Consider the following 24,502-nt stretch of genomic DNA (forward strand, 5'->3'; position numbering starts at 1 on the left):
CTCCTTAACGAACTTGCTGCAGCGACTTGCCGTGTTCGGGCGCGGGCCACAGGCCACGCGGACGCAACAGCATCACGATGATCATGGCCAGCGCGATCAGCAACTGGCGCAGGATGGCCGAGTCCAGACGGCCGTCGGTCATGGCTTGCAAGGGGCCGGCCACGTAGCGCAGCACCTCGGGCAGGGCCGACAGCAACACGGCACCCAGGATCACGCCAGGGATGTGGCCAATGCCACCCAGCACCACCATGGCCACGATCATCACCGACTCCATCAGGCTGAAGGACTCGGGCGACACAAAGCCCTGGAAGGCGCCGAACATGGCACCGGCCACGCCGCCGAAGCTGGCGCCCATGCCGAAAGCCAGCAGCTTCATGTTGCGGGTGTTGATGCCCATGGCCTTGGCGGCGATCTCGTCTTCACGGATGGCCATCCAGGCACGACCGATGCGCGAGTCCTGCAGGCGGTAGCAGATGATCACGGTGAAGATCACCAGCACCAGGAACAGGTAGTAGTACAGCGTGACCGAGTTGATGTCGTAGTCACCGATGGACAGGCGCTTGGCCAGGTCCAGACCGAAGAAGCTGATCGAGTCGATCTGCCCCAGGCCCTTGGGGCCGTTGGTGATGTTGATCGGGTGGTCCAGGTTGTTCATGAAGATCCGCACGATCTCACCGAAACCCAGGGTCACGATCGCCAGGTAGTCGCCACGCAGCTTCAGCGTCGGGGCCCCCAGCAAGGCGCCGAAGAAGGCCGCCAGCACGGCACCCAGCGGGATGATGACCCACCACGGCGTGTGCAGACCGCCCGGGAACATGGCCGCAATGGCGGCAAAGTTGTCGGTCAGCTGGGGCGAAGCCAGCAGGCCGAACATGTAGGCGCCCACGGCATAGAAAGCCACGTAGCCCAGGTCCAGCAGGCCGGCGTAGCCGACCACGATGTTCAGGCCCAGGGCCAGCATCACGTACAGCAGGGCCAGGTCGGCGATGCGCACCCAGGCGTTGCCGAAGAACTGCAGCAGCAAGGGCAGCAGCAGCAGGGCCGCGCCAGCGGCCACGTACTTGAGGGTCTTGTTGTCTTGGTTCATGTTGATTCCCCCGATCAGGCGCGGTCGGCCACACGTTCACCCAGCAAGCCCGAAGGACGCAGGGTCAGCACGATGATGAGCACCACGAAGGCGAAGATGTCGGTGTAGTTGCTGCCCAGCAGGCCGCCGGTGAGGGCGCCGATGTAGCCCGAGCCGATCGACTCGATCAGACCCAGCAGGATGGCACCCACCACGGCGCCGGCCAGGTTGCCGATGCCGCCGAACACCGCGGCCGTGAAGGCCTTGAGGCCGGGCAGGAAGCCCATGGTGTGTTGCACGGTGCCGTAGTTGGCGGCATACATCACGCCGGCAATGGCGGCCAGCACGGCGCCGATGATGAAGGTGGCGGAGATGACCATGTCGGGCTTCACGCCCATCAGGGCGGCCACGCGGGGGTTCTCAGCCGTGGCACGCATGGCACGGCCCAGCTTGGTGTAGTTGACCAGCCACATCAGCACGGCCAGCGAAACGGCCGTCACACCCAGGATCAGGATCTGGGTGGGCGTGATCACCGCGCCACCCACTTCGATCGGTGCCGAGGGCAGCAGCGAGGGATAGGGTTTGTAGTTGGGCTTCCAGATGATCATGGCCAGCGTCTGCAGCAGGATCGACATGCCGATGGCCGTGATCAGCGGAGCCAGCTTGGGGCTGTTGCGCAGCGGCCGGTAAGCCACTTTTTCGATCACGAAGTTCAGCGTTGCCGAGACCACGCAGGCGATGATCACCGCGATCAGCAGGATCAGCCAGCCGGGCGCTGAAGGCATCGCGTCCTTCATGAACCCGATGATGGTCCAACTGGTGAGTGCCCCGACCATCAGCACCTCGCCGTGGGCGAAGTTGATCAGGTTGATGATGCCGTACACCATGGTGTAGCCCAGGGCTACCAAGGCATACATGCTGCCGAGTACCAGACCGTTGATGATCTGCTGCAGCAATATTTCCATAAAGTTTCTCCGTTGAGTCAGATGCCCTGCCGATCCCCGGGCGGATCGCCGGGGCACAACAAAGCCGTCTTCCACCTAGCAAAAAACCCGCCAGATAAATCGGATGCGGGTTGGTGGCCGGGATTGTAGCCAACGGTACAGAATGAAAAAGTTATTGACTGACCGGGGTTTACCCGTGTTTTGACCTGCATCAGCAGGCCTATTTGGGCATCATAAAAACTGATGAAAACCGCGGTTCATTCACGTGACTGCTGACGGACCCAGGCCTGCAAACAGCAGACCGCGCCATCCGCGACCCCACCCATCGTGGCGCAAGATGGCTTGCCGTCATAAATCACCGCTACAAGTTCAATAGCAATGAGGTGTTGGCGCGCTCAAAAATCAGCGTGCGGAAGGCCGAAGCCCATTTCCAACACGAACGCACCAGAGGGGTGCATTCGTGACCGGAAATGCTCATCGCCAGAGCGTCAAAGCTCAGAAATTCGGGATGAAAAAAAACTCAGTCGTGACGTGCGGCGTCATCCAATGCACGCAGATGGGCCAGTTTCTCGGCAATCTTGAGCTCCAACCCTCTTGGCACGGGCTGGTACCAACCGGGCTCCTCCATGCCCTCAGGCAGGTAGGTTTCACCCGCCGCATAGGCGTTGGGCTCGTCATGGGCATACCGGTATTCATGCCCATAGCCCAGTTCCTTCATGAGCTTGGTGGGCGCATTGCGCAGATGCACCGGCACCTCACGGCTCTTGTCCTGCTTCACAAAGGCCTTGGCCTGGTTGTAGGCGTTGTAGCCCGCATTGCTCTTGGCAGCCACCGCCAGGTAGATGACCGCCTGGCCCAGGGCCAGCTCGCCTTCCGGACTGCCCAGGCGTTCATAGGTCAGGGCCGCATCGTTGGCAATCTGCATGGCCCTGGGGTCGGCCAAGCCAATGTCTTCCCAGGCCATGCGAACAATGCGCCGGGCCAGGTAGCGGGCATCGGCACCGCCGTCCAACATGCGGGTCAGCCAGTAAAGGGCCGCATCCGGGTGGGAGCCCCGCACCGACTTGTGCAAGGCTGAAATCTGGTCGTAGAAGTTGTCACCGCCCTTGTCGAAGCGCCGGCTGTTCAAGGTCAGGGCGTTCTGCAAGAAATCAGCCGTGATGGCCGTGATGCCAGACGCCCTGGCCGCCGTGCTCGTCTGTTCGAGCAGGTTCAAGAACCGTCGGGCATCCCCGTCGGCATAGCCGATCAGCGTGTCTCTTGCGGGGTCGTCAAACAGAAGATGGCCGAGGGCCAGCTCTTGGGCGCGCAGCAGCAGCAGCTTGAGCTCGTCGTCCGTCAAGGACTTCAAGACATAGACCTGAGCGCGCGACAACAGCGCCGAGTTCACTTCAAAGGAAGGGTTCTCCGTGGTGGCGCCGATGAAGGTGACCAAGCCGCTTTCCGCGTACGGAAGCAGTGCGTCCTGCTGCGACTTGTTGAACCTGTGAATTTCGTCCACGAACAGGATCGTGTGCTTGCCCATGGCCAGGTTCTGCTGTGCCTGCTCCATGGCGGCCCGGATGTCTTTGACACCGGAGAACACCGCAGACAGGGCAATGAACTCGCACTTGAAGGCGGTGGCGGTGAGGCGCGCCAGCGTCGTTTTGCCGACGCCCGGTGGCCCCCAGAAGATCATGGAATGAGGCTTGCCCGACTGGAAAGCCAGCCGCAGAGGCTTGCCCTCGCCCAGCAAATGCGACTGTCCGACCACCTCGTCCAAGGTCTTGGGGCGAAGTGCTTCGGCCAGCGGTGCCGAAGGCTCCTGCTCGAACAGATCAGCCATGCTTCACCCCCGTTGAGCCCAGCAAAAGCCCAGGGAACTGCACCAGGGCCATTGCGAGATGTTCATGCAAGGATGAGCGGACCGGCGGGTGCGGACGCAGCCGCTCGGCCAGGGGGACAGACAAGGCCGTGTCAGGCTTGGAGGCTGGGCGAGGCGTGTTCATGCCTCGATTGTCCATGCACCAGGGCTCGGTTTTCACGGATGGCAACGACCGCTCCGGCACGCGACACTGGGCCCACCGAACAAAGAGGCGCAACCCATGTCCCCAGCTCGCATCTCCGTGCTTCCCATGCGCTGCATCGCCCTGCTGGGGCTGAGCCTGCTCATGAGCGCCCACACCCTGGCGCAGACCACGCCGACTGGCCGCATCGAGGGCACGGCCTGGCAGCACACCCCGGCCTCGCTGGCCACCAGCGTGGCGCGGGCGGCACTGGTGCTGCCCGAGCGCGCCACCGGCGGCGCCCGGTACACCGGGGCCTTCAGTGCCCGGCCTGCGACACAGGGTCAGGCCGTGCCGGTGGTGCTGTTTCTGCATGGATCGTCCGGCCTGGGCCTGAGCGCCATCGCCACCTGGCAACAGTGGCTGGCCGACCAGGGCATTGCCAGCCTGGCCCCGGACTCGTTTGCCCTGCCCGAGCGGGTGACCTACCAGTCGCCGATCTCAGCCCAGGACTATGAGCGCATCCATGCGCTGCGCAGCTCGGAAATCGCGCCGGCGCTGGCGGCCCTGCAGGCCCAAACCTGGGCCGATGCCCGGCGCATCGTGCTGGCGGGCACCAGCGAAGGCGCGGTGGCGGTGGCCCGTTATGCCGGCGATGGCGTCGCAGCACGCATGGTGTTCTCGTGGAGCTGCGAGGCCAACTACTTTGTGCAGGCCCCGCGCAACGCCTTTGCGCCGGGACAGCCCGTGCTCAACCTGATCAGCAGCACCGACCCGTATTTCTCGCGCAGCAACCCCTGGCTGGGTGCGGCCGAAGCCCAAGGGCATTGCGCCACGGCCCTGAAGGACAACCCCCGGGCCAGCGTGCTGCTGATCCCCAACGCCCCGCACACCTTGCTGAACTGGCCGGCCGCACAGGACGCCGTGGCCGGCTTCCTGAGGCGTGCCCTGGCTGAGCGGTCAGCGCCCTGAAAACGGCAACGCGCGTCCAGGCTCAGACCAAACCGAGATCACGCACGGCCGCGCCCGGAAAGACCCTCTGCAAGGCCTGCGGCCCCAGGCCATACTGCCGCCCCAGCAGGCCGGCCAGCACGCTGCGGTAGTCGTTGAGCACCGGAAAATCCCGGTTCTGGAACAAGGTGGCCGGGCTGACGGCCACCTGCTCGCCCAGCACCCGCCCGCCGCGCAGGCTGCCGCCCAGCACCCACAGCACCGAGCCATGCCCGTGGTCGGTGCCCCGGTTGCCGTTTTCGCGGAAGGTGCGGCCAAACTCGCTGATCACCACCACCGTGGTGCGGCCCCAGGTCTCGCCCATCTCGTCGGCCAGCGCCGCCAGGCCCTGGCCCAATTCGTCGAAACGGCTGGCCAGGGCGCCGCTGGCCCCCCCTTGTGCCACATGGGTGTCCCAGCCGCCCACATCGACAAAGCCGATGTCGTGGCCCGACTTGAGCAAAAAGGCCAGGCGACGCGCCACCTGCTCGAAGCCGCGGGAGCTCATGGCACGCCGGTTGGCGCTTTCCATCTCGGCCTGCAGACTCTGGCGCGCCTCGGCCTGCACCTGAAAGCCCTCACGCACCGGGGTGGCCAGTGGGCCGCCGCCATACATGGCCTCGATGATGCGGGCCTGGCGCTCGTCGACCCCGGCCTTGCCCACCGAGGCCAGGGCCACGTTGGCCACCGGCACCGGGCCACGCAAGGCCATGGGCAGTTGATCGGTGAAGGCGATGCCCAGGCCTTCGGCCCCGCCCAACTCAGCGCACAGGCGGTTCAGGAAGCCCGAGCGGAAGTCGCGCCGCTCGCCCACGCCCTGCCCCAGCTCGATGCTGTCCTGGGTCTCGAAATGGCTGCGCGTGAGATCGTCGGTGCCACAAAAGGGGATGAAGGCCGCCTGCCCGCGCTGGTACAGGGGCAGCACCGTGCTGGCCAGGGCCGGGTGCAGCCCCCACTGGGCGTCCAGCGGCAAGGCCCCTTGCGGGCGACCGGGCCGGGCAATGGCGATGTTGGGGCGCGATTCCTCGTAAAAGGTGTTGGCCGTGGGCACCAGCAGGTTGGCCGCGTCGTAGCCGCCGCGCAGAAACACCAGCAGGAACTTGTTGCGCCCGGCCCCCGGCGCAGCCCAGCTGCGGCTGCCATGCAAGGCCAGTGGTGCCAGGCTGGCGGCGCCCAGGTGCTGAAGAAGGTGTCGGCGTTGCATGAGGACCTCGCTTTCGGGTCAGCGGTTCATGAATTCAGGAGACGACAGCAGGAAGGTGTTCCATTCCTGAGGCGAGCTGGCCTGCTCCAGGGCCTGCCGGGTGCGTGGGCTCAGGCTGGGCGCCAGGCCCTGGTGGTACAGCGCGTTCGACAGCTGGGGGAAGGCCGGCTGCTCGACCGGGGGCGTGGCCTCGGTCTTGAACAGGCCCGCCGGCCCCGAGCCGATGGCCCGGGCCACCTCGAAGCGGGTGCTCATCTGGCCCGCGCTGGACCAGGCCGCCGCCTCCAGCGGGTAGCCGTCGGGTGTGCTGCGGCCGTACAAGGGCTCGCCCAGGCGGTTGATCCAGTTCAGCACCGGGTTGGGGTTGAGGATGACGCGCCCGTCATAGGCCAGGCGCACGGCGGCCAGCACGTAGTGCACCGGGTCCCGGAACAGCGTGCCCAGCGAGGCGGCGAACTCCGGGCTGGAGAACAGCGCATTCAGCGTGGCCGCGATGTCGCCGTCGCTGCGCTGGAAAGCCGCGGCCACCCGGTCCACCAGGCCGGGCGCCGGGGTGTCAGACACCCAGAACAGCACCAGCTTGCGGGCCACGAAGCGCGCGGTGGACGGGTGCCGGGCCAGCCGGTCGAGCGCCGCCTCGACGCGGGCCAGGCCCCGCCCGGGCAGGGGTTGGCCCAGCAGCGACTGCGGACTGTCATCGTGGCGGCGCGGGTTGAACTCGAACAGGCCCCGGCGCACATACTGCCCCTGCAGGGCCGGTGGCAGCTGGGGCGGCGGCGCGTCGGGCGGGTTGACCACGCCCAGGCCGCTCAGCACCCGCGCCAGGGCCTGCACGTCTTGTTGAGAGTAGCCCCCGCCCACGCCCAGGGTGTGCAGCTCCATCAGCTCGCGGGCGTAGTTCTCGTTGAGGCGGCCCGCCGCGTTGTGCTCGTTGTCCAAGTAGCGCAGCATGGCGGGGTGGTAGACCGTGGCCCCCAGCAGATCGCGAAACCGGCCCAGGGCGTGGGGGCGAACGGCCTGATCCTCGAAATCCGGGATCAGCGCCCGCAGATTGCCCTTGTAGAGGTGCAGGCTGAAATGGTTCATCCAGAACCAGACCATCTGCTCCTGCACCTGCTGGGGTGAATACAGGGCACGCAGCACGAAGCGCTGGGCCGATTCGCGCCCCTGGCGGTTCAACTCCTGCTGGTAGGCCTGCTGGGCGGCCTTCTTGGCCTCATCGTCCTTCAAGGCATCGGCGGCACGCCGCTGCGCCTCCAGGGCCACCACGCGGGCCACCAAGGGCTCGCGGGTGATGGTCATGGCCTCGATCTGGGCCTGGGCCTCGGGCGGCAAAGGCACGCCCGGCTGCGCCTTGAGCTGCTGCGCCAGCCAGCGCGACAAGCCCTGAGCGGCCAGTTGTCGCGCCGCCTCGGGCGTGGCGCCCCAAGTCAGCCGATTGAGCCAGCGGACTTGCGCCGCTGCGGTATCGGCCTGGCCATCGTGGGGGCCGCCTTCAGCGCCCGGCAGGCCGGCACAGCCCGCCAGGCCCAGGCAGGCGCCGGCGGCGGAGCCAGCGAGCAGGTGTCGACGCATCAGATCCATGATGGGTTTCCCGGTTGAGCGCCAGGCGCACGTGCCAGCCAAGAGGCCAGCCCGTCACCCGCGGTGAACTCGCAACGACCCGCGGCAGGCTGGCGTTGACAAACGGATGGTAAAGACCGCCAGCGCCCACCCACTCTTACTGCTGCACCACATCCGCCCCCTTGGGCGGCTTGAACTGAAAGGTGTCGGCCGGCAGGCTGGGGTTGGCCTGAAAACCGGTGAAGCTCAGCACCGAGCGCTGGCCGAAACTGTCCAGGATGTCGAGGGTGGCGAGCTGCTCGCCCTTGAAACCGATCTTCACGCTCTGGATCTGACCATCGCGCGACTTGGGCAGGGCCTGCACCCACTGCTGGCCGTCCTGCTCGGGCAAGGCACTGAGCTTGAACTCGGCCTCCAGCGACTTGAGGTCGGGCGCCGAGGCCAGCAGGGCGGCCGGGGTGGAGCCCAGCACCTGCGACTGCTTGCGCGCGGTGACCTGGTTCAGGTCCACGTCGTACAGCCAAACGGTCTGGCCATCGGCGACCAGTTGCTGCTCGAAAGGCTTGCGGTAGTCGAAACGGAAGCGCGAGGGGCGCAGAAATTCGAACACGCCGCTGGAGCTCTTGCTGCGCGCCACCTGCCCTTCGCGTGCCGGCGCCGTCACCACCTGGGTGAACTCGGCCTTGCCGCCGCGCGTGCCTTTGACAAAGGTCTCCAGGGCGTCCAGGCCGGTGGCCAGGGCGGGCCCGGCCAGGCTCAAACCCAGCCCCAGGGCCAGCAGGTGTTGTCGGATCTTCATGGGCTCACTCTCATTCGTTGCGCGCGGGCACCAGCACCTCGCGCTGGCCACTGGCGGTGAGGGCACTCACCAGGCCGGCTTTTTCCATGTCTTCGAGCAGGCGGGCCGAGCGGTTGTAACCGATGCGCAGCTTGCGCTGCACGTAAGAGATGCTGGCCTTGCGGTCTTTCAGCACCACCTCGACGGCCTGGTCGTACATCGGGTCTTTTTCGCCGCCCTCGCCGCCGCCCTCACCGCCCGGGCCGTCGTCCCCGTCCACGGTACCGCCTTCGAGCACGCCTTCGATGTAATCGGGCTCGCCCTGGCTTTTCAGGTAGCTGACCACGCGGTGCACCTCTTCATCGCTGACGAAGGCGCCGTGCACCCGCACCGGGAAGCCGGTGCCGCTGGGCATGTAAAGCATGTCGCCCATGCCCAGCAGGGCCTCGGCCCCCATCTGGTCGAGGATGGTGCGGCTGTCGATCTTGCTGCTCACCTGGAAGGCGATGCGGGTCGGGATGTTGGCCTTGATCAGGCCGGTGATCACGTCCACGCTGGGGCGCTGGGTGGCCAGGATCAGGTGGATGCCGGCGGCACGGGCCTTCTGGGCCAGGCGGGCGATCAGCTCTTCGATCTTCTTGCCCACCACCATCATCAGGTCGGCCAGTTCGTCGATCACCACCACGATGTGGGGCAGGCGCTGCAGAGGCTCCGGGCTTTCTGGGGTCAGGCTGAAGGGGTTGTAGATGAACTCTTCGCGCGCCTTGGCCTCGTCGATCTTGGTGTTGTAGCCCGCCAGGTTGCGCACGCCCAGCTTGCTCATCAGCTTGTAGCGGCGCTCCATCTCGGCCACGCACCAGGTCAGGCCGTTGGCCGCCTGTTTCATGTCGGTGACCACCGGGGCCAACAGGTGCGGAATGCCTTCGTAGACCGACATTTCCAGCATCTTGGGGTCGATCATCAGCAGGCGCACATCCCGCGCCTCGGCCTTGTACAGCAGCGACAGGATCATCGCGTTGATCCCCACCGACTTGCCCGAACCCGTGGTGCCGGCCACCAACACGTGGGGCATCTTGGCCAGATCGGCCACCACCGGGTTGCCGATGATGTCCTTGCCCAGGCCCATGGTCAGCAGTGACTTGGCCTCGTGGTAGATCTGCGAGCCCAGGATTTCACTGAGCTTGATGGTCTGGCGCTTGGCGTTGGGCAGCTCCAGCGCCATGAAGTTCTTGCCCGGGATGGTCTCGATCACCCGGATCGACACCAGGCTCAGCGAGCGCGCCAGGTCCTTGGCCAGGTTCACCACCTGCGAACCCTTGACCCCGGTGGCGGGTTCGATCTCGTAACGGGTGATGACCGGGCCTGGCGAGGCCAGCACCACGCGCACCTCGACGCCGAAATCCTTGAGCTTCTTCTCGATCAGGCGGCTGGTCATCTCCAGGGTCTCTGGGGCCACGGTCTCCTGGCGCAGCAAGGCCCCGTCGAGCAGGTCAACCTGGGGCAGCTTGCTGTCGGGCATTTCGGTAAACAACGGCTTTTGCCGCTCCTTGACCACACGCTCGCTCTTGGGCACGTCGATCATCACCGGCTCGATGATCTGCACCGGCTGCGGGTGGTGTTCGCGGATCTCGATACGCTCTTCGTGCACCACCTCCTCGCGTTCACGCGCCGCACGCTTGCCCACCGCCAGGTCTTCGGCAATCTCGCTCTTCTTGCGCCGCGACTGCACCAGCGAGTCCAGCGCTGCGCCCAGGCGCTCGGCCGCATGGCCCCAAGAGAAACGGAACACCAATGCACTGCCGACCAGGCCGACGGTCAGGGTCAGCAGGGCCGATCCGGTGAAACCCAGCCACTTCATCAGCAAAGGGCCCGTGAGGTAGCCCAGCACGCCCCCGGCGTGGCCCGGCAGATGCCCCTCGAAGCGGTACAGCCGCGTCCATTCGAGCGCCGTGCTGGCCAGCACCAGCAGCACCAGGCCCAGCCAGAACGGCCAACGCGCGCCAGGTTGGCCGGCCTCGTCGGCGCGCATCCAGCGCGCCAGGCTGGCCAACCAGGCACGAACGGCCGCAGCCACCCCCCACCAGACGGAAAAACCCAGCATGAAGTAGCTGACATCGGCCAGCCAAGCGCCCAGGCGCCCGCTCCAGTTCAGGACCTTCAGGCTGCCCCCCGTGGTCGACCAGGCCGGGTCTTGCGCGTGGTAGGTCAGCAGGGCCAACAGCCACAGCACCAGCAGGGCCGCCCAGACGATCAGGCCGATCTCGTGGGTGAAACGGCTGACCCCGTAGCGCACCGGGGCATCGCGGTCACGGGCCGGGGCGGAGGAATTCAGGGTGTGAAGGGAATAGGTCATAGGCAGTCAAGGACGCCAAGCTTAGCGCAGCGCAGGGCCGCTGCGGCGCTGGGGCCGGCGGTGTTCAGGTCAGCTGCAGCAGCCGGTCCTTGACCGTCATGCAGCCGGCCTCGTCGGTCTGCACAAAACCGCGCTCCTCCAGGTCTTTCATGACCCGGCTGACCATTTCGCGCGAGGCGCCCACCATCTTGGCAATGTCCTGGCGTGAAAGCTTGTCGCGGATCACCAGCGCCCCATCGGGGCCTTCGCTGGCGTGCTCCATCAGGGCCCGGGCAACCCGGCCATACACATCCATCAGCGCCAGCGATTCGATCTTCTGATCCGCCTGACGCAGACGCTGCACCAGGCGCTTCATCACGGCATAAGCCACACTGCTGTTGTCCTGCAGGCAACGCAGGAATTCGACCCGGCCCAGGGTCAGCACATCGGTCTGGATCTCGGCCCGCACGGTGGCCGAATGGGTCTGGTTGTCGATCAGGCTCATCTCGCCCAGGTGATCCCCCGTGCGCAAGGTGGCCAGAATGACTTCACGGCCCCGCTTGTCGGTGGTCAGGACGCGGACACGGCCATTGAGCAAGATGAAAAGCGCATCTGATTTGCTGTCCTGCTCCACCAAGGCCTCGCCGCGCTTGAAGCGCCGCTTCACCACCACCCGCGAAATCAGCTCTGCCTGGGCCGCCGTCAGCAAGGCAAACAATGGCACGCGCCGCAGCAGTTCAAGGTTGGACACCATGGTCGTCATGTCGTGAAATCTCCTTGGCACACCCGGCGTCATCACCGGAGGTTGAGGTTAAAAGGGGCTTGCAGACCCCTCCGGGGCCTGGATCCCGATTAGGTTCTTACAATCGCGATCATTGAAAACACAGGGTCGCCGATCAGGTGACACCGGTTGATACTTCTGCAGCACCCCCCAATTCAGGGGACCAACGGTCGCTATTTCATCAGGCTTTTACCATGTCTAACACCAAACACGCCAAAGTTCTCATCCTCGGCTCCGGCCCTGCCGGCTACACCGCCGCAGTCTATGCAGCGCGCGCCAACCTGAACCCGGTGCTGGTCACCGGCATGGCCCAGGGCGGTCAGCTGATGACCACCACCGAGGTCGACAACTGGCCTGCCGACGTGAACGGCGTGCAAGGCCCCGAGCTGATGCAGCGTTTTCTGGAGCATGCCGAGCGCTTCAAGACCGAGATCGTCTTTGACCACATCAACTCGGTGGACCTGTCCAAGCGCCCCTTCACCCTGAGCGGCGACAGCGGCCAGTACACCTGCGATGCCCTGATCATCGCCACCGGCGCCTCGGCCAAGTACTTGGGCCTGCCCTCGGAGCAAAGCTTCATGGGCCGCGGCGTGTCGGGTTGCGCCACCTGCGACGGTTTCTTCTACCGCGACCAGGACGTGTGCGTGGTGGGCGGCGGCAACACCGCTGTCGAAGAAGCCCTGTACCTGTCGAACATCGCCCGCAAGGTGACCCTGATCCACCGCCGCGACAAATTCAAGGCCGAGCCCATCCTGGTGGACAAGGTGGCCGAGAAGGTGGCCGCCGGCAAGATCGAGCTCAAGCTGTTCCGCACCCTGGAAGAAGTACTGGGCGACGCCTCGGGCGTGACCGGCGTGCGCCTGAAGAGCACCGAAGACGGCAGCACCGAAGACATCGCGCTGACCGGCTGCTTCATCGCCATCGGCCACCAGCCCAACACCGAGATCTTCCAGGGCCAGATCGACACCAAGGACGGCTACATCGTCACCCGCTCGGGCCTGCAGGGCTTTGCCACCATGACCAGCGTGCCCGGCGTGTTTGCGGCCGGCGACGTACAAGACCACATCTACCGCCAGGCCATCACCAGCGCCGGCACGGGCTGCATGGCGGCACTCGACGCACAGCGCTTCCTGGAGCAAGACGGCCAGGCCTGAGGCTGCGCCGCTGGCCACAGCTGATCGACCGCTTGTAGGCCGATCAGCTCGCAGGCTATAATCTTTAGCTTTGCTGAAAAGGCGCAGTCTTTGGCTGCACCCAATTTGCAAATTACCTCCACCGCCACCCTGCCGGGTGCCTCGGGCCTGCCCCGAAACACCACGGCAAGCGCCTTGACCGGCCCGGGTGGCGAGGTGCGGCTTCGGCCGTTAACAGTCTTAGGAGTGTCCACATGGCACGCAAATGTGAAGTCACGGGCAAGGGCCCGATGGTCGGGAACAACGTTTCCCACGCCAACAACAAAACCAAGCGCCGGTTCCTGCCGAACCTGCAATACCGCCGTTTCTGGGTTGAAACTGAAAACCGTTGGGTTCGCCTGCGTGTTTCCAGCGCCGCTCTGCGTCTGATCGACAAGAACGGTATCGACTCTGTGCTCGCAGATCTGCGCGCACGTGGCCAGGCTTAAGGAGAATCACCATGGCAGCCAAAGGCGGACGCGAAAAGATCAAGCTGGAATCCACTGCGGGTACCGGCCACTTCTACACCACCACCAAGAACAAGAAGACCACGCCCGAGAAGATGCTGATCAAGAAATTTGATCCGAAAGCTCGCAAGCACGTCGACTACAAGGAAATCAAGCTGAAGTAATTCAGCCCTTTCCCGTCAAGCCACCCGGCCCCGGCCCGGTGGCTTTTTTCTTGTCTGCGCCTCCGACAACCCTCAGGCGGCCGACAGGCCCAGCGGGTCTTGCGCGATCATGGCCTTGGCCAACTGACCCAACGTGACGTAAGCCGCCTCGACCTCGGGCGTGAAGGGCAGGCCACAGCTCAGGCGCATGAAGCGCTCATAGCGGCCGGTGTTGGAGAACATCGGCCCCGGCGCCACCCGGATGCCACAGTCCAGGGCGCGCTCGAACAGCAGCGACGAAGACACCCCCAAAGGCAGCTCGATCCACAGGCTCAGGCCACCCGGCGGCACGCTGAGGCGCGTGCCCACCGGAAAATGCCGCGCCACCGCCTGCACACTGCGCTCGCGCTGCCGGGCCAGGTGGCCGCGCAGCCGGCTCAGATGGCGCGAGAAGGCGGCCGAATCCACGCAGCGCGCCGCCAGCAACTGCGCCCAGACCTGCATGTTGCGGGTCTTGGCGAACTTGAGCATCTGCACCCGGGTGTGCCAGCGCCCCCCATTCATCCAGCCCTGGCGCAAGCCCGGCGCCAAGGTTTTGTTGAAGGACACGCAGTAGATCACCTGGCCGCTGCGATCCCAGGCCTTGAGCGGGCGCGAAACGCCAGGGGTGTCCACCAGTTCACGGTAGATGTCGTCCTCGATCAGCGCCAGGTTGTGCTGCTCGCAAAAGGCAACCAGACGGGCCTTGTGCGCATCGGGCATCACCGCGCCGTGGGGCATCTGCAGATGCGGCACCACCACCACGGCCTTGAGCCGGGGCTCCTGCTGCACGGCCAGCTCCAGCGCCTCCAGCGACAGACCGGTGCGGGCGCTGCTGGGAATCTCGATGGCCCGCAGGTTCTGCGCCTCCACGGCCTGGAGCAGGCCGTAGAAAGTGGGTGACTCCATGGCAATCACATCCCCCTGCTCGGCCACCGCGCTGAGCGCCAGATTCACCGCCTCGGAGTTGCCCAGCGTCGACATCACTTCGTGCGGCGCCACATGCACACCCGACTCCAGGGCGCGCCGAGCCATCGCCGCCTGGAAGATCGGATGGGTGCCGGGCCGCGAATGCCCCTGCACCAGGATCTCTGGATGCTCCCGCAACAGCGCCGCACCGATGCGATTCAAGGCCGCGCCGTCAAACAACTCGGCCGCCGGCATGGCCGAGCCCAGGTCGATGCGCACCTGCGCCAGGCGGCTTTTTTCGAGCCACAGCGAAATGCGTTCATTGATGCCTGCGAACTCCGCCCCATCCAGGCGATGCAAAGGCAGCCGCAGATCGGGCTCGGAGCACTCGCCCAGCAAGGACTGCGGGCTGTCGCAGACAAAATACCCCACCCGGGGCCGGGCCTGCACACAGCCCAGGGACTCCAGCGTGCGCAGGGCCTGCAAGGCGGTGCTCAGGCTCACGCCATGGCGCTGCATCAGCTCGCGCACCGAGGGCATGCGGGTGCCGGCGCCCAAAACCCCTTGCCGGATCGCCTGGTGGTAGTGCTCGGCCACCTGCCGGTAAAGCGGAGAAGGCTCGGCGAGCGGGCGGGTCTGTAGATCGGACATGAGGCAAGCATGATGCCCCAAGGCAACGCACCGCAACAGATACAGAAGCCCGCCCGTGATACCGAAACAGCGGTGTTTTTTCGGCTCTGATGCGTCCCAGACCCCGCCTGGCTGTGCCTGTTGCCCAGAGCCCCGGCGCCCTACGCTGAAGGCATGAAAAACGCCAGCACCACCCTCCTCGCTCCCCCCCTCGCCACCCCGGGCGCTGCCCCACCACCGGCACCCCGGTCTCAGCGCATCCTGTCGCTCGAACCCTCAGGCCAGCGCCTGCTATGGGTGACTGAGGGCAGCGAGTTGCAGGGCCTGAGCGGCCCGCTGCAAATCCGCCTCTACCCGGGCCAGCCCGACACGCGCCTGCCGTATCGACTGCAAGCCGGGCAAGGCTGGCGCAGCCCGGGCACAGGCTGGGTCTGCCTGCACAACCCAGGGGCCACAGCTTGCCGCGGACAATGGCGGATGGCACCTGAAACGGAGCCACACCGTCCGCCCCCGAGCGCCACGACCCAGCCACAAAAAAGCCGCCCCGGCCTGACGACCTGGGGGCGGCTGATGGGGGCCTGGCTGACGGCGATCAGGCCTGGGCGGCGCGCAACCTGATCGAGAAGTCGCGCAGGGCGGCAATGCCGCTCTCTTCGGCACGGCGGCACCAGGCCTGCAGATCACGCGTGAGCTGCTCACGCGACTGCGAGGTGTTGAGCCACAACTGGCGCAGCTCTTCGCGCATCACCACCATCTTGTCGAGCGCCGGGTAGGCCGCACGGGCCTGGGCCAGTTCGGGCTGGGCGGCGGCAGGCACTTTTTCGGCATCGCGGTGCAACCAGCGGCGGGCGGCATCCAGCAGAGGAGCATCACCTTGCTTGGCCTTGAGCGCAGCCAGTTCTTGGCGCACGCCACGGGCATAGCCGGCCATCACTTCGTAGCGGTTGGCGATCAGGGCTTCCAGCGTCTTTTCGTCGGCCACGGGGCGGATGTCCCCCAGTTGCAGCTTGGGCGGCGTCTTCTTGACCTTGGCCCAGCCGATCTTGGACATCAGGCTGATATAGACCCAGCCGATGTCGAATTCGTAGGGCTTGACCGCGAACTTGGCCGAGGTCGGGTAGGTGTGGTGGTTGTTGTGCAGTTCTTCGCCACCAATGATGATGCCGATCGGCGAGATGTTGGTGCTGGCGTCCGGCGCCTCGAAGTTGCGATAACCCCAGTAGTGGCCGATGCCGTTGATGATGCCGGCCGCGGTGATCGGGATCCACAGCATCTGAACCGCCCACACGGTGGCGCCCAACGCGCCGAACAGGGCCAGGTTCAGGATCAGCATCAGGCCCACGCCCTGCCAGCTGAAACGCGAATACAGGTTGCGCTCGATCCAGTCGTCCGGGGTGCCATGGCCGAAACGGGCGATGGTCTCGGTGTTCTTGGCTTCGGCACGGTACAGCTCGGCACCTTGCCAGAACACCGTCTCGATGCCGCGGGTCTGCGGGCTGTGCGGGTCTTCAGCGGTTTCGCACTTGGCGTGGTGCTTGCGGTGGATGGCCACCCACTGCTTGGTCACCATGCCGGTGCCGATCCACAGCCAGAAGCGGAAGAAATGCTGGGGGATGGGGTGCAGATCCAGCGCCCGGTGGGCCTGCGAACGGTGCAGGAAGATGGTCACGCCACAGATGGTCAGGTGGGTGGTCACCAGTGTGTACAGCACGACCTGCCACCAGGTCAGATCCCAAAGGCCGTGACCCAGCCAGTCGATGGCCGCATTCAGCACAGCCCAGTCCGGTAAAAACATGTATGAACCTTGTCCTCGATGAAGGAATTCATGGGGACTGCTCCCCAAAAAACAAAGCTGCAGGACGCAGCTAGCACGAATTTTAATCGCTCAAAGCCTATACACGGTTTTTTTAACCTTATGGATTGCCCTGCTATCCAGGCTTGACGGGGCGCCCCCGGCTCAGTCACCCGCTCAGGGCTTGCGCGTCCAGGCGGCGGCAAAGAAGCCGTCGGTGGCGTGCAGGTGCGGCCACAGGCGCAGGTAACGCCCGCCTTCACCGGTGCACAGGCCCTCGGCTTGCGGCACTTTGAGCTGGGTCAGCGTGGGCGCGGCATCCAGGGGCAGGAAGTCGGGGTTGGCGGCCGAGAAGGCCTCGGCAATCGCCTCGTTCTCCTGCGGCAGGATGCTGCAGGTGGCATACACCAGACGCCCGCCCGGCTTCAGCAGGCGCGCTGCGCTTTGCAGGATCGCGGTCTGCTTGGCCACCAGTTCCTCGATCGCCTTGGGGCTTTGACGCCACTTCAGATCGGGGTTGCGGCGCAGGGTGCCCAGGCCGGAGCAAGGGGCATCCACCAACACGCGGTCGATCTTGCCGGCCAGGCGCTTGATGCGGTCGTCGCGCTCGTGGGCGATGGCGGCAGGGTGCACGTTCGACAGGCCGCTGCGGGCCAGGCGCGGCTTGAGCGCGTCCAGGCGGTGGCCCGAGGTGTCAAAGGCGTACAGGCGCCCGGTGTTGCGCATGCTGGCGCCGATGGCCAGGGTCTTGCCCCCGGCACCGGCACAGAAATCGACCACCATCTCGCCGCGATGCGCATCCAGCAACAGGGCCAGCAACTGGCTGCCCTCGTCTTGCACTTCGATGGCCCCGCGGGTGAAGGCGTCGAGCTTGGTCAGGGCCGGCTTGCCGTCCACGCGCAGACCCCAGGGCGAATAGGGCGTGGGTTCGGCCTTGATGCCGGCGGTCTTGAGTTCCTTCTGCACCGCCTCGCGCTTGTCGGCCAGGGCGTTCACCCGCAGATCCAGGGGCGCGCCCTGGTTCATGCTGGCGGCCAGGGCCCAGAAGCCCTCGCCCACCTGGGCCTTGAGCGGCGCGGCCAGCCACTCGGGCAGGTTGTGGCGATGCGGTTCCAGCAGATCGGTGTCGGTCACGGCATCGCAGGCGTCCAGCCAGTTGCGCTCCTGATCGGTCAGGGCGCTCTTGACGAAGTCGCGCGGGCCATGAAAACCCAGGATGGCCAGGCGACGTTCCTTCGGGCCCGAGCCCGAACGGGCCAGGTATTCGAAGCGCAGCTTCTGGCGCAGCACGTTGTAGGTGGTCTCGGCCAGCGTGGCGCGCTCGCGGGGCCCGAGGTTGCGGTGATCACGGAAAAAACGGGACACCACCGAGTCAGCGGGGTGGTCGAAAAGAAGGGAGAGCCTGACCAGTTCGGCACAGGCATCCAACAGGGCTTTAGGGTGCATGGGCCGCATTTTCCCATGCTTGTCAGGACGCCCGGCTGTTGCGGCATACTGCGCGGCCCCATCACCCCCACGGCCACCCACCGCCAAACCATGCCTGACGACTCCGATCTGCCCGAACTCAGCCCGCGCGTGCCCCCCGGCCTGTACCGCCATTACCGCGGCGGCCTGTACCGCGTGATCGACACCGTGCGCCACAGCGAAACCCTGGAACCCCTCACGCTGTACCAGGCCCTTTACGGCCAGCAGGGGCTGTGGGTGCGGCCAGCCGCCATGTTCCTGGAAGCGCTCGAGATCGAAGGCCGGCGCGTGCAGCGCTTCACCCCTGTAGCCGACGCGGAGCGGCCCGGCGCCTGAAACTCAGGCCGCCGCCGGCAGGCGCGGCAGCACCACGATGGCCAGCAGCCCACCGCCCGAGGCGTTGCGCAACTGCAGCCGGCCTTGATGCCGGGCCACGATGTCGCGCGCGATCGACAGCCCCAAGCCGACCCCGCCATGGTGCCGGTTGCGCGAGCCCTCAACGCGGTAGAACGGGGCCATCACACGCTCCAGTTCGGCCTCGGGCAGGCCGGGGCCGTGGTCGCGCACCTCGATGCCGACCTCGTCCCCGGTGTCCCACAGAAACACCTCGGTCTGCCCACCGTAACGGATCGCATTGCCGATCAGATTGCCCACGCAGCGGCGCAGGGCGCCGGCCTGGGCCGGCAACAGGCCAGCGCGCCCGTGCACCGGCACCCAGTGGCCGCAGGCCTGCTGGTCGTCGGCCAGGCTGTCGACCAGGGCCTTCACATCGAGCTGCACCATGGGCTCAGGGTCGGCCACCCCGCGCAGGTGGTCCAGGGTGGCGGTGATCATCTCGTCCATCTCGACGATGTCGCGGCCGAACTGGCGCCTGTCCTCGCTGCTTTCCAGGGTTTCGGCCCGCAGGCGCAGGCGGGTCAGCGGGGTGCGCAGGTCGTGCGACACCGCCGCCACGAAGCGGTCACGCTCCTCCAGTTGCTGCCGGATCCGGGCTTGCATCTGGTTGAACACCTGGATCGCCTCCTTGCATTCGGCCGGCCCATCTTCGGACAGGGGTGGCCGGTCGATGTTCTTGCCCAGCTCGCGGGCCGCCAGTGCCAGGCGGTCGATGGGCTTGGACAACCAGCGCGCGCCCACCCAGGCGGCCACCATCAAGGCCGACAGGCGCACGCCGATGTCCAGCAGCAAGCCCGCATCCCAGATGCTGGGCGGGCCATGCGGCGGCTGCGGTCCAGGTTCGCCCGGAGGCCCTGGCGGACGATGCGCCCCAGCCTGCGCAAGCCTCTCTCCGGCCGCCCCATCGGCCGCCTCCTGGCGCACCTGTGGTGGAGGTGGCGGGCCATGCCCTATCAGGTCGTGCAGGTTGAACATCAGCGTGAGCGCCAGCACATGGCTGGCCAGCACCGCCACAAACAAGAGCAAGGCCAGACGGCCGAACAGGGTGCGCGGCACGCAGCGGTTCAGCCAGCGCCGCCAGAGGGGCACGGACGGTGCAGCCTGCGGCACGCCGGCACCCTGGCCGAGCGGGTCCTGGTTGGGGCTTGCCGACCTCAGCGCTGCCATCCGACGTGGCCCTGAACCGAACGCACGTTGAAGAGGTAGCCCGCACCGCGCACGGTCTTGATCAGACGTGGCTCACGGGGATCATCCGACAGCTTCTGGCGCAGCCGGGACACCAGCAGATCGATGCTGCGTTCAAAAGCGTCCATGGCCCGACCGCGCGCCTGCTCCATGAGTTGGTCGCGGCTGAAGATGCGCCGGGGCATGCCCAGGAAGGTGCACAGCAAGCGGAACTCGGCGTTCGACAAGGGAATGACCACGCCCTCGGGCGAGACCAGGTGGCGCTCCATGCGGTAGAGCGACCAGCCATCGAAATGCACCACTTCAGCCTCTGCCGCCTGGGGTGCCGCCGCAGCCCCAGCGACGGCGCGCCGCAACACGGTCTGGATGCGCGCCACCAGTTCACGCGGCTCGAAGGGCTTGCTCATGTAATCGTCGGCCCCCATCTCCAGGCCCAGCACGCGGTCGTAGGCATTGCCTCGGGCCGTGAGCATGATGATGGGCAGGCGCGAAGACCGGGCGCGCAGTTCGCGCGTCAGCGCCAGCCCGTCCGCCCCGGGCAGCATCAGGTCCAGCACGACCAGGTCGATGGGGTGGCTGTTGAGCCGGGCGCGCATGGACTCACCATCGGAGGCCGTGTGCACCGTGAATCCAAAACGACCCAGGTACTGGGCCAGCAAGGTGGTGATGTCTGCGTCATCGTCCACCACCAAAATATGTTGCATGGGTAGTCGAAAGAAGCAATGAAGAGGCCATGAAAGAGGCGCTTTGTGGCCGCAGTGTAAGCAGCCCGTTAGCCGTTGGAAACGCTTGTCCAACTTCTTTACCCCCGCTTTTCAAAGCTTTGAAAAGCCTTTCGTATCAAGCCCGTTACACCACCGACAAACAGGATTTACCCAGGCCCCGAAAAATCGATCCCAGCCCATGAACGCGGCTGCGAATCGACCGCCCGACGCCTGCATGGGACCCGCTTCAGCCCGATCTGAAAGGAAGCACCATGTCCAGTCTCAGCACCGTCACCAGCGCCAGCCATGGCTGGGCCAGCGCCATGCCGCCCAGGCCACCCGGCGGGGGAAAAGCAGCAGAGCGCCTGTTCAGCCAATTCGACACCGACAGCAGCGGCAGTGTGGACAGCACCGAGCTGCAGAACCTGCTGTCCGATGTCTCGCAAAAGACCGGCATCAGCCTCGGCGGCAGCACCGCCTCCGACCTGCTGTCGACCAGCGACAGCAACGGGGACGGCAGCCTGAGCGCCAGCGAACTGGGCGAGGCGCTGAAATCCGTGCTGCCGCCGCCGACGACGATGGATTTTGTCCAATCGCGAAGTAGCAACAGCACTTCCAGCACCACGGCCACCGGCCAGGCCGGTGACGACCTGTTCAGCCAGCTCGACACCAATGGCGACAGCAGCGTGAGCCAGGACGAACTGCAAAGCCTGCTCGACCAGATGGCCTCCGACCAGGGCAACAGCAGCTCGGCCCTCAGTGCCTCGGATGTGATCAGCCAGCTCGACACGAATGGCGATGGCAGCCTGAGTGCCAGCGAGCTCGACGCCGCGCGCCCACAAGGCCAGGATGGGCCCCCACAGGGTGGCATGCCGCCCCCACCCCCACCCTTGACCGACAGCAGCCTGAACAGCAGCAGCCTGGTCACCGGCGCCAGCAACGCCAGCAGCACCGAGGACCCGCTGCAGGCCTTGTTCAACACCATCGACAGCGATCAGAGTGGCGACATCAGCAGCAGCGAGGCACAGACTTTTCTGAGCCAGCTGGCCAGCCAGCTCGACGGCACGACGGGCTCGACCGGCACGGGCAGCAGCTCCGGCAATTCCAGCAGCGATTCAAGCAACAGTTCCAGCAGCCAAAGCGACAGCAGCAGCACAGCCACCCAGGATCTGGTTCAGCTGGTCCAGGCCGCCCGACGCGAATACCAGGCCCACATGCACGGCTGGAACAGCGTCGGCAGTCAGCTCAGCGCATCGGCCTGAGCCTGGCGCGCCAGCAGCCGGGCCACCACGGCCGGGTAGAGCTGGTGCTCCTGGCTCAGCACCCGGGCCGCCAACTGTTCGGGGCGATCTCCCGGCAGCACAGGCACCACGGCCTGGCCGAGGATTTCGCCGTGATCAAGCTCCGCCGTCACCCGGTGCACCGTGGCACCGGCAAAGGCGCAGCCCGCCTCGATGGCGCGCTGATGGGTGTTCAAGCCGGTGAAAGCGGGCAGCAAAGAGGGGTGGATGTTGATCAGCCGGCCCTCGTAGCGGGCCACGAAACCCGGTGTGAGGATGCGCATGAAGCCCGCCAGCAACACCAGCGCCGGCTCATGCAGGTCGATCAATTGCGCCAGTTGCGCATCAAAAGCTTCGCGGCTGGCAAAGTCGCGGTGACTCAAGACGGCCGTGGCCAGGCCCTGCGCCTGGGCCCAGGCCAGGCCGGCCGAATCGGCCTTGTTGCTGATCACCGCCACGATGCGTGCGCCATGGCGTTGCGCCCAGTTCTCGCGCTGGGCGGCACCGACCAGCGCCTTCATGTTGGAGCCGCCGCCGGAGATCAGGATCACGATGTTTTTCATGGATGGGACAGGCCCGCAGCATGCCGGAGCCCTCTTGGAACAACCCGCGATTATCCCAGAGCGCACCGGACGACGGCCGTTCGGCCCGGGCCCCACCCACTGCAGGCAAAATCCGGCCTGCCGCCAGCGGGCCCTGCCCTGCTGCCGCGGCCGCCGCACCGATCTCTGCCCCAGGAATCCCACCATGCCTCTTCGCCCCTTGAGCCCCACCGAAGCCCGTGTCCTTGGCACCCTGATGGAAAAGGCCCGCACCGTGCCCGACAGCTACCCGCTGACCCTCAACGCCGTGGTCTCGGGCTGCAACCAGAAGACCAGCCGCGAACCCCTGATGCAGCTCAGCGATGCCGAGGCCCAGGAGGCGCTCGACGAACTCAAGCACCTGTCCCTGGTGTTCGAGACCAGTGGCGGGCGGGCCTCGCGTTACGAACACAACTTCAAACGCGTGCTCGAAGTGCCCGACCAGTCGGCGGTGCTGCTGGGCCTGCTGATGCTGCGCGGCCCCCAGACCGCCGGCGAGTTGCGCATCAACAGCGAGCGCTGGCACCGGTTTGCCGACATCTCCTCGGTCGAGGCCTTTCTCGACGAACTGCAGGAACGCCCCAGCGAAAAGGGTGGGCCGCTGGTGATCAAGCTGCCCCGGGCACCGGGCGCGCGCGAGGCCCGCTGGGCCCACCTGCTGTGCGGGCCGGTGGACGAGGCCCTGCTGAGTGCCCCCGCCGCCGGCACGCCCGCGCCCGCCAGCCCGGCCCTGCAGGCCCGGGTCGAGGCGCTGGAGGCCGAAGTGGCCACGCTGCGCGCCACCCTGGAACAACTCTGCGAGCAACTGGGCTTGTCACGCCCCGGACAGGAGTGAGCGAACGACCGTGCTAAAAATCGCGAGTTGCCTTCCGACGCCTCGGTCGGACGACAAAAGCTTCATTCGGAGACAACCCCATGGATTTGGCATTCACCCCTGAAGAACAGAAGTTCCGCGAAGAGATTCGCGCCTGGGTCAAGGAAAACCTGCCCGCCGACCTGTCGCACAAGGTGCACAACGCGCTGCGCCTGACCCGTGACGACATGCAACGCTGGGCCAAGATCCTTGGCAAGAAAGGCTGGCTGGGCCACGCCTGGCCCAAAGAGTTCGGCGGCCCCGGCTGGAATGCCGTGCAAAAGCACCTTTTCGAAGAAGAATGCGCCCTGGCCGGCGCCCCGCGCGTGGTGCCTTTCGGCCCCGTGATGGTGGCCCCGGTGATCATGGCCTTCGGCAACGCCGAACAGCAGCAGCGCTTCCTGCCCGGCATCGCCAGCGGCGAAGTGTGGTGGAGCCAGGGCTACAGCGAACCGGGCTCGGGCTCGGACCTGGCCTCGGTCAAGACCCGCGCCGAGCGCCGAGGCGACAAGTTCATCGTCAACGGCCAGAAGACCTGGACCACCCTGGGCCAGTACGGCGAATGGATCTTCTGCCTGGTGCGCACCAGCAATGAGGGCAAGCCGCAGACCGGCATCAGTTTCCTGCTGATCGACATGAAGTCGCCCGGCGTGACCGTGCGCCCCATCAAGCTGCTCGATGGTGACCATGAGGTCAACGAGGTCTGGTTCGACAACGTCGAGGTGCCGGCCGAGAACCTGATCGGCGAAGAAAACAAGGGCTGGACCTACGCCAAGCACCTGCTGAGCCACGAACGCACCAACATCGCCGACGTGAACCGTGCCAAGCGCGAGCTCGAACGCCTCAAGCGCATCGCCAAGGCCGAAGGCGTGTACGACGACAGCCGCTTCCGCGACGAGATCGCCAAGCTCGAAGTCGATGTCGTGGCCCTCGAAATGCTGGTGCTGCGCGTGTTGTCGGCCGAGAAATCGGGCAAGAACTCGCTCGACATCGCCGGCCTGCTGAAGATCCGCGGCAGCGAGATCCAGCAGCGCTACTCCGAACTCATGATGCTGGCCGCCGGCCCCTACAGCCTGCCCTACATCCATGAAGCCATGGACGCCGGCTGGCAAGGCGACCACGTGGGCGCCGCCTACTGCGCGCCCCTGGCATCCACCTACTTCAACATGCGCAAGACCACCATCTACGGCGGCTCGAACGAAGTGCAACGCAACATCGTCGCCCAGACGGTGCTGGGCTGAGAG

At 66.1% G+C, this 24,502-nt stretch carries 22 protein-coding genes; 8 read left to right on the forward strand and 14 right to left on the reverse strand.

The annotated features are described in order from the left end of the window. Positions 1-4: 4 nt before the first annotated feature. The 3 genes from L880_RS0125725 to L880_RS0125735 all read right to left on the reverse strand — a co-directional run bounded on the left by L880_RS0125725 (position 5) and on the right by L880_RS0125735 (position 3,835). Positions 5-1,087, reverse strand: coding sequence for an ABC transporter permease subunit (locus L880_RS0125725; protein WP_043330755.1), 1,083 nt, complete (start codon positions 1,085-1,087; stop codon positions 5-7). A 14-nt stretch (positions 1,088-1,101) separates the two neighbouring features. Continuing rightward, the gene (locus tag L880_RS0125730) at positions 1,102-2,031 is read right to left on the reverse strand and encodes a branched-chain amino acid ABC transporter permease (RefSeq protein WP_027478040.1); all 930 of its coding nucleotides are present in this window, start codon (positions 2,029-2,031) and stop codon (positions 1,102-1,104) included. A gap of 499 nt (positions 2,032-2,530) precedes the next feature. Then, the gene (locus L880_RS0125735) at positions 2,531-3,835 is read right to left on the reverse strand and encodes a replication-associated recombination protein A (protein ID WP_027478041.1); all 1,305 of its coding nucleotides are present in this window, start codon (positions 3,833-3,835) and stop codon (positions 2,531-2,533) included. Positions 3,836-4,094: 259 nt separating this feature from the next. Here L880_RS0125735 and L880_RS0125740 point away from each other — a divergent pair, with 259 nt between their 5' ends. Continuing rightward, positions 4,095-4,967, forward strand: coding sequence for a dienelactone hydrolase family protein (locus L880_RS0125740; RefSeq protein WP_027478042.1), 873 nt, complete (start codon positions 4,095-4,097; stop codon positions 4,965-4,967). A gap of 22 nt (positions 4,968-4,989) precedes the next feature. On the opposite strand, the gene L880_RS0125745 is transcribed toward L880_RS0125740, so the two are convergent. From L880_RS0125745 to L880_RS0125765, 5 genes are all read right to left on the reverse strand, one after another. Further along, positions 4,990-6,189: a DUF1501 domain-containing protein gene (locus tag L880_RS0125745; RefSeq protein WP_027478043.1), complete on the reverse strand. Its 1,200-nt coding sequence runs from the start codon at positions 6,187-6,189 to the stop codon at positions 4,990-4,992. A gap of 18 nt (positions 6,190-6,207) precedes the next feature. After that, positions 6,208-7,773, reverse strand: coding sequence for a DUF1800 domain-containing protein (locus L880_RS0125750; RefSeq protein ID WP_043330759.1), 1,566 nt, complete (start codon positions 7,771-7,773; stop codon positions 6,208-6,210). Positions 7,774-7,909: 136 nt separating this feature from the next. After that, positions 7,910-8,551, reverse strand: coding sequence for an outer membrane lipoprotein periplasmic chaperone LolA (lolA, locus tag L880_RS0125755; RefSeq protein WP_027478045.1), 642 nt, complete (start codon positions 8,549-8,551; stop codon positions 7,910-7,912). Between the two features lie 10 nt (positions 8,552-8,561). Further along, entirely contained in the window at positions 8,562-10,883 is a 2,322-nt protein-coding gene (locus tag L880_RS0125760; protein ID WP_027478046.1) for a DNA translocase FtsK, read from the reverse strand. Between the two features lie 64 nt (positions 10,884-10,947). Further along, positions 10,948-11,625 carry a Crp/Fnr family transcriptional regulator gene (locus tag L880_RS0125765; protein ID WP_027478047.1) on the reverse strand — a complete coding sequence of 226 codons (678 nt, stop codon included), beginning with the start codon at positions 11,623-11,625 and terminating at the stop codon, positions 10,948-10,950. Positions 11,626-11,837: 212 nt separating this feature from the next. On the opposite strand from L880_RS0125765, the gene trxB reads away from it, so the two are divergent. The 3 genes from trxB to rpmG all read left to right on the forward strand — a co-directional run bounded on the left by trxB (position 11,838) and on the right by rpmG (position 13,446). Beyond that, positions 11,838-12,797 carry a thioredoxin-disulfide reductase gene (trxB, locus tag L880_RS0125770; RefSeq protein ID WP_027478048.1) on the forward strand — a complete coding sequence of 320 codons (960 nt, stop codon included), beginning with the start codon at positions 11,838-11,840 and terminating at the stop codon, positions 12,795-12,797. A 233-nt stretch (positions 12,798-13,030) separates the two neighbouring features. Then, positions 13,031-13,264, forward strand: coding sequence for a 50S ribosomal protein L28 (gene rpmB, locus L880_RS0125775; protein ID WP_019574657.1), 234 nt, complete (start codon positions 13,031-13,033; stop codon positions 13,262-13,264). Between the two features lie 11 nt (positions 13,265-13,275). Beyond that, complete coding sequence (gene rpmG, locus L880_RS0125780; protein WP_019574658.1) at positions 13,276-13,446, forward strand: 50S ribosomal protein L33; 171 nt, start codon at positions 13,276-13,278, stop codon at positions 13,444-13,446. A gap of 72 nt (positions 13,447-13,518) precedes the next feature. Here the strand turns inward: rpmG and L880_RS0125785 are convergent, their stop codons facing one another. From L880_RS0125785 to L880_RS0125795, 3 genes are all read right to left on the reverse strand, one after another. Beyond that, positions 13,519-15,024, reverse strand: a complete 1,506-nt coding sequence (locus L880_RS0125785) for an aminotransferase-like domain-containing protein (protein ID WP_027478049.1) — start codon at positions 15,022-15,024, stop codon at positions 13,519-13,521. 571 nt (positions 15,025-15,595) lie between these two features. After that, the gene (locus L880_RS0125790; protein WP_027478050.1) at positions 15,596-16,798 is read right to left on the reverse strand and encodes a DesA family fatty acid desaturase; all 1,203 of its coding nucleotides are present in this window, start codon (positions 16,796-16,798) and stop codon (positions 15,596-15,598) included. 174 nt (positions 16,799-16,972) lie between these two features. Then, complete coding sequence (locus tag L880_RS0125795) at positions 16,973-18,241, reverse strand: RsmB/NOP family class I SAM-dependent RNA methyltransferase (protein ID WP_027478051.1); 1,269 nt, start codon at positions 18,239-18,241, stop codon at positions 16,973-16,975. Positions 18,242-18,331: 90 nt separating this feature from the next. Between L880_RS0125795 and L880_RS0125800 the strand changes: the two genes are divergently transcribed. Beyond that, positions 18,332-18,595 carry a DUF1653 domain-containing protein gene (locus tag L880_RS0125800; protein WP_027478052.1) on the forward strand — a complete coding sequence of 88 codons (264 nt, stop codon included), beginning with the start codon at positions 18,332-18,334 and terminating at the stop codon, positions 18,593-18,595. A 3-nt stretch (positions 18,596-18,598) separates the two neighbouring features. On the opposite strand, the gene L880_RS0125805 is transcribed toward L880_RS0125800, so the two are convergent. Together L880_RS0125805 and L880_RS0125810 are read right to left on the reverse strand one after the other, a co-directional pair. Next, positions 18,599-19,822 (reverse strand): ATP-binding protein, encoded by a 1,224-nt coding sequence (locus tag L880_RS0125805; RefSeq protein ID WP_027478053.1) that lies wholly within the window; start codon positions 19,820-19,822, stop codon positions 18,599-18,601. Then, the gene (locus tag L880_RS0125810) at positions 19,810-20,544 is read right to left on the reverse strand and encodes a response regulator (protein WP_027478054.1); all 735 of its coding nucleotides are present in this window, start codon (positions 20,542-20,544) and stop codon (positions 19,810-19,812) included. The genes L880_RS0125805 and L880_RS0125810 overlap by 13 nt, the downstream gene beginning before the upstream one ends. A 272-nt stretch (positions 20,545-20,816) precedes the next feature. Here L880_RS0125810 and xopAW point away from each other — a divergent pair, with 272 nt between their 5' ends. Further along, positions 20,817-21,806, forward strand: coding sequence for an EF-hand domain-containing protein (xopAW, locus tag L880_RS0125815; RefSeq protein WP_027478055.1), 990 nt, complete (start codon positions 20,817-20,819; stop codon positions 21,804-21,806). Here xopAW and purN read toward each other — a convergent pair. Next, a complete protein-coding gene (gene purN / locus L880_RS0125820; RefSeq protein WP_027478056.1) occupies positions 21,785-22,387 on the reverse strand; it encodes a phosphoribosylglycinamide formyltransferase in 603 nt (200 codons plus the stop codon). The two genes, xopAW and purN, sit on opposite strands and share 22 nt — an antisense overlap. 184 nt (positions 22,388-22,571) lie before the next feature. Between purN and L880_RS0125825 the strand changes: the two genes are divergently transcribed. Together L880_RS0125825 and L880_RS0125830 are read left to right on the forward strand one after the other, a co-directional pair. Further along, the gene (locus tag L880_RS0125825; RefSeq protein WP_027478057.1) at positions 22,572-23,240 is read left to right on the forward strand and encodes a YceH family protein; all 669 of its coding nucleotides are present in this window, start codon (positions 22,572-22,574) and stop codon (positions 23,238-23,240) included. 80 nt (positions 23,241-23,320) lie between these two features. Then, positions 23,321-24,499: an acyl-CoA dehydrogenase family protein gene (locus L880_RS0125830; RefSeq protein ID WP_027478058.1), complete on the forward strand. Its 1,179-nt coding sequence runs from the start codon at positions 23,321-23,323 to the stop codon at positions 24,497-24,499. The last annotated feature ends 3 nt before the right edge of the window (positions 24,500-24,502 follow it).

This window comes from Curvibacter gracilis ATCC BAA-807, assembly GCF_000518645.1.
Classification (GTDB): domain Bacteria; phylum Pseudomonadota; class Gammaproteobacteria; order Burkholderiales; family Burkholderiaceae_C; genus Curvibacter; species Curvibacter gracilis.

Coding starts and splice junctions, on each gene's coding strand:
- L880_RS0125745 (WP_027478043.1), bottom strand. CDS start 6,189: ATGCAACGCCGACACCTTCTTCAGCACCTGGGCGCCGCCAGCCTGGCA.
- L880_RS0125805 (WP_027478053.1), bottom strand. CDS start 19,822: ATGGCAGCGCTGAGGTCGGCAAGCCCCAACCAGGACCCGCTCGGCCAG.
- L880_RS0125765 (WP_027478047.1), bottom strand. CDS start 11,625: ATGACGACCATGGTGTCCAACCTTGAACTGCTGCGGCGCGTGCCATTG.
- rpmG (WP_019574658.1), top strand. CDS start 13,276: ATGGCAGCCAAAGGCGGACGCGAAAAGATCAAGCTGGAATCCACTGCG.
- trxB (WP_027478048.1), top strand. CDS start 11,838: ATGTCTAACACCAAACACGCCAAAGTTCTCATCCTCGGCTCCGGCCCT.
- L880_RS0125735 (WP_027478041.1), bottom strand. CDS start 3,835: ATGGCTGATCTGTTCGAGCAGGAGCCTTCGGCACCGCTGGCCGAAGCA.
- xopAW (WP_027478055.1), top strand. CDS start 20,817: ATGTCCAGTCTCAGCACCGTCACCAGCGCCAGCCATGGCTGGGCCAGC.
- L880_RS0125740 (WP_027478042.1), top strand. CDS start 4,095: ATGTCCCCAGCTCGCATCTCCGTGCTTCCCATGCGCTGCATCGCCCTG.
- L880_RS0125785 (WP_027478049.1), bottom strand. CDS start 15,024: ATGTCCGATCTACAGACCCGCCCGCTCGCCGAGCCTTCTCCGCTTTAC.
- lolA (WP_027478045.1), bottom strand. CDS start 8,551: ATGAAGATCCGACAACACCTGCTGGCCCTGGGGCTGGGTTTGAGCCTG.
- purN (WP_027478056.1), bottom strand. CDS start 22,387: ATGAAAAACATCGTGATCCTGATCTCCGGCGGCGGCTCCAACATGAAG.
- L880_RS0125725 (WP_043330755.1), bottom strand. CDS start 1,087: ATGAACCAAGACAACAAGACCCTCAAGTACGTGGCCGCTGGCGCGGCC.
- L880_RS0125810 (WP_027478054.1), bottom strand. CDS start 20,544: ATGCAACATATTTTGGTGGTGGACGATGACGCAGACATCACCACCTTG.
- L880_RS0125750 (WP_043330759.1), bottom strand. CDS start 7,773: ATGGATCTGATGCGTCGACACCTGCTCGCTGGCTCCGCCGCCGGCGCC.
- L880_RS0125800 (WP_027478052.1), top strand. CDS start 18,332: ATGCCTGACGACTCCGATCTGCCCGAACTCAGCCCGCGCGTGCCCCCC.
- L880_RS0125795 (WP_027478051.1), bottom strand. CDS start 18,241: ATGCACCCTAAAGCCCTGTTGGATGCCTGTGCCGAACTGGTCAGGCTC.
- L880_RS0125825 (WP_027478057.1), top strand. CDS start 22,572: ATGCCTCTTCGCCCCTTGAGCCCCACCGAAGCCCGTGTCCTTGGCACC.
- rpmB (WP_019574657.1), top strand. CDS start 13,031: ATGGCACGCAAATGTGAAGTCACGGGCAAGGGCCCGATGGTCGGGAAC.
- L880_RS0125790 (WP_027478050.1), bottom strand. CDS start 16,798: ATGTTTTTACCGGACTGGGCTGTGCTGAATGCGGCCATCGACTGGCTG.
- L880_RS0125760 (WP_027478046.1), bottom strand. CDS start 10,883: ATGACCTATTCCCTTCACACCCTGAATTCCTCCGCCCCGGCCCGTGAC.
- L880_RS0125730 (WP_027478040.1), bottom strand. CDS start 2,031: ATGGAAATATTGCTGCAGCAGATCATCAACGGTCTGGTACTCGGCAGC.
- L880_RS0125830 (WP_027478058.1), top strand. CDS start 23,321: ATGGATTTGGCATTCACCCCTGAAGAACAGAAGTTCCGCGAAGAGATT.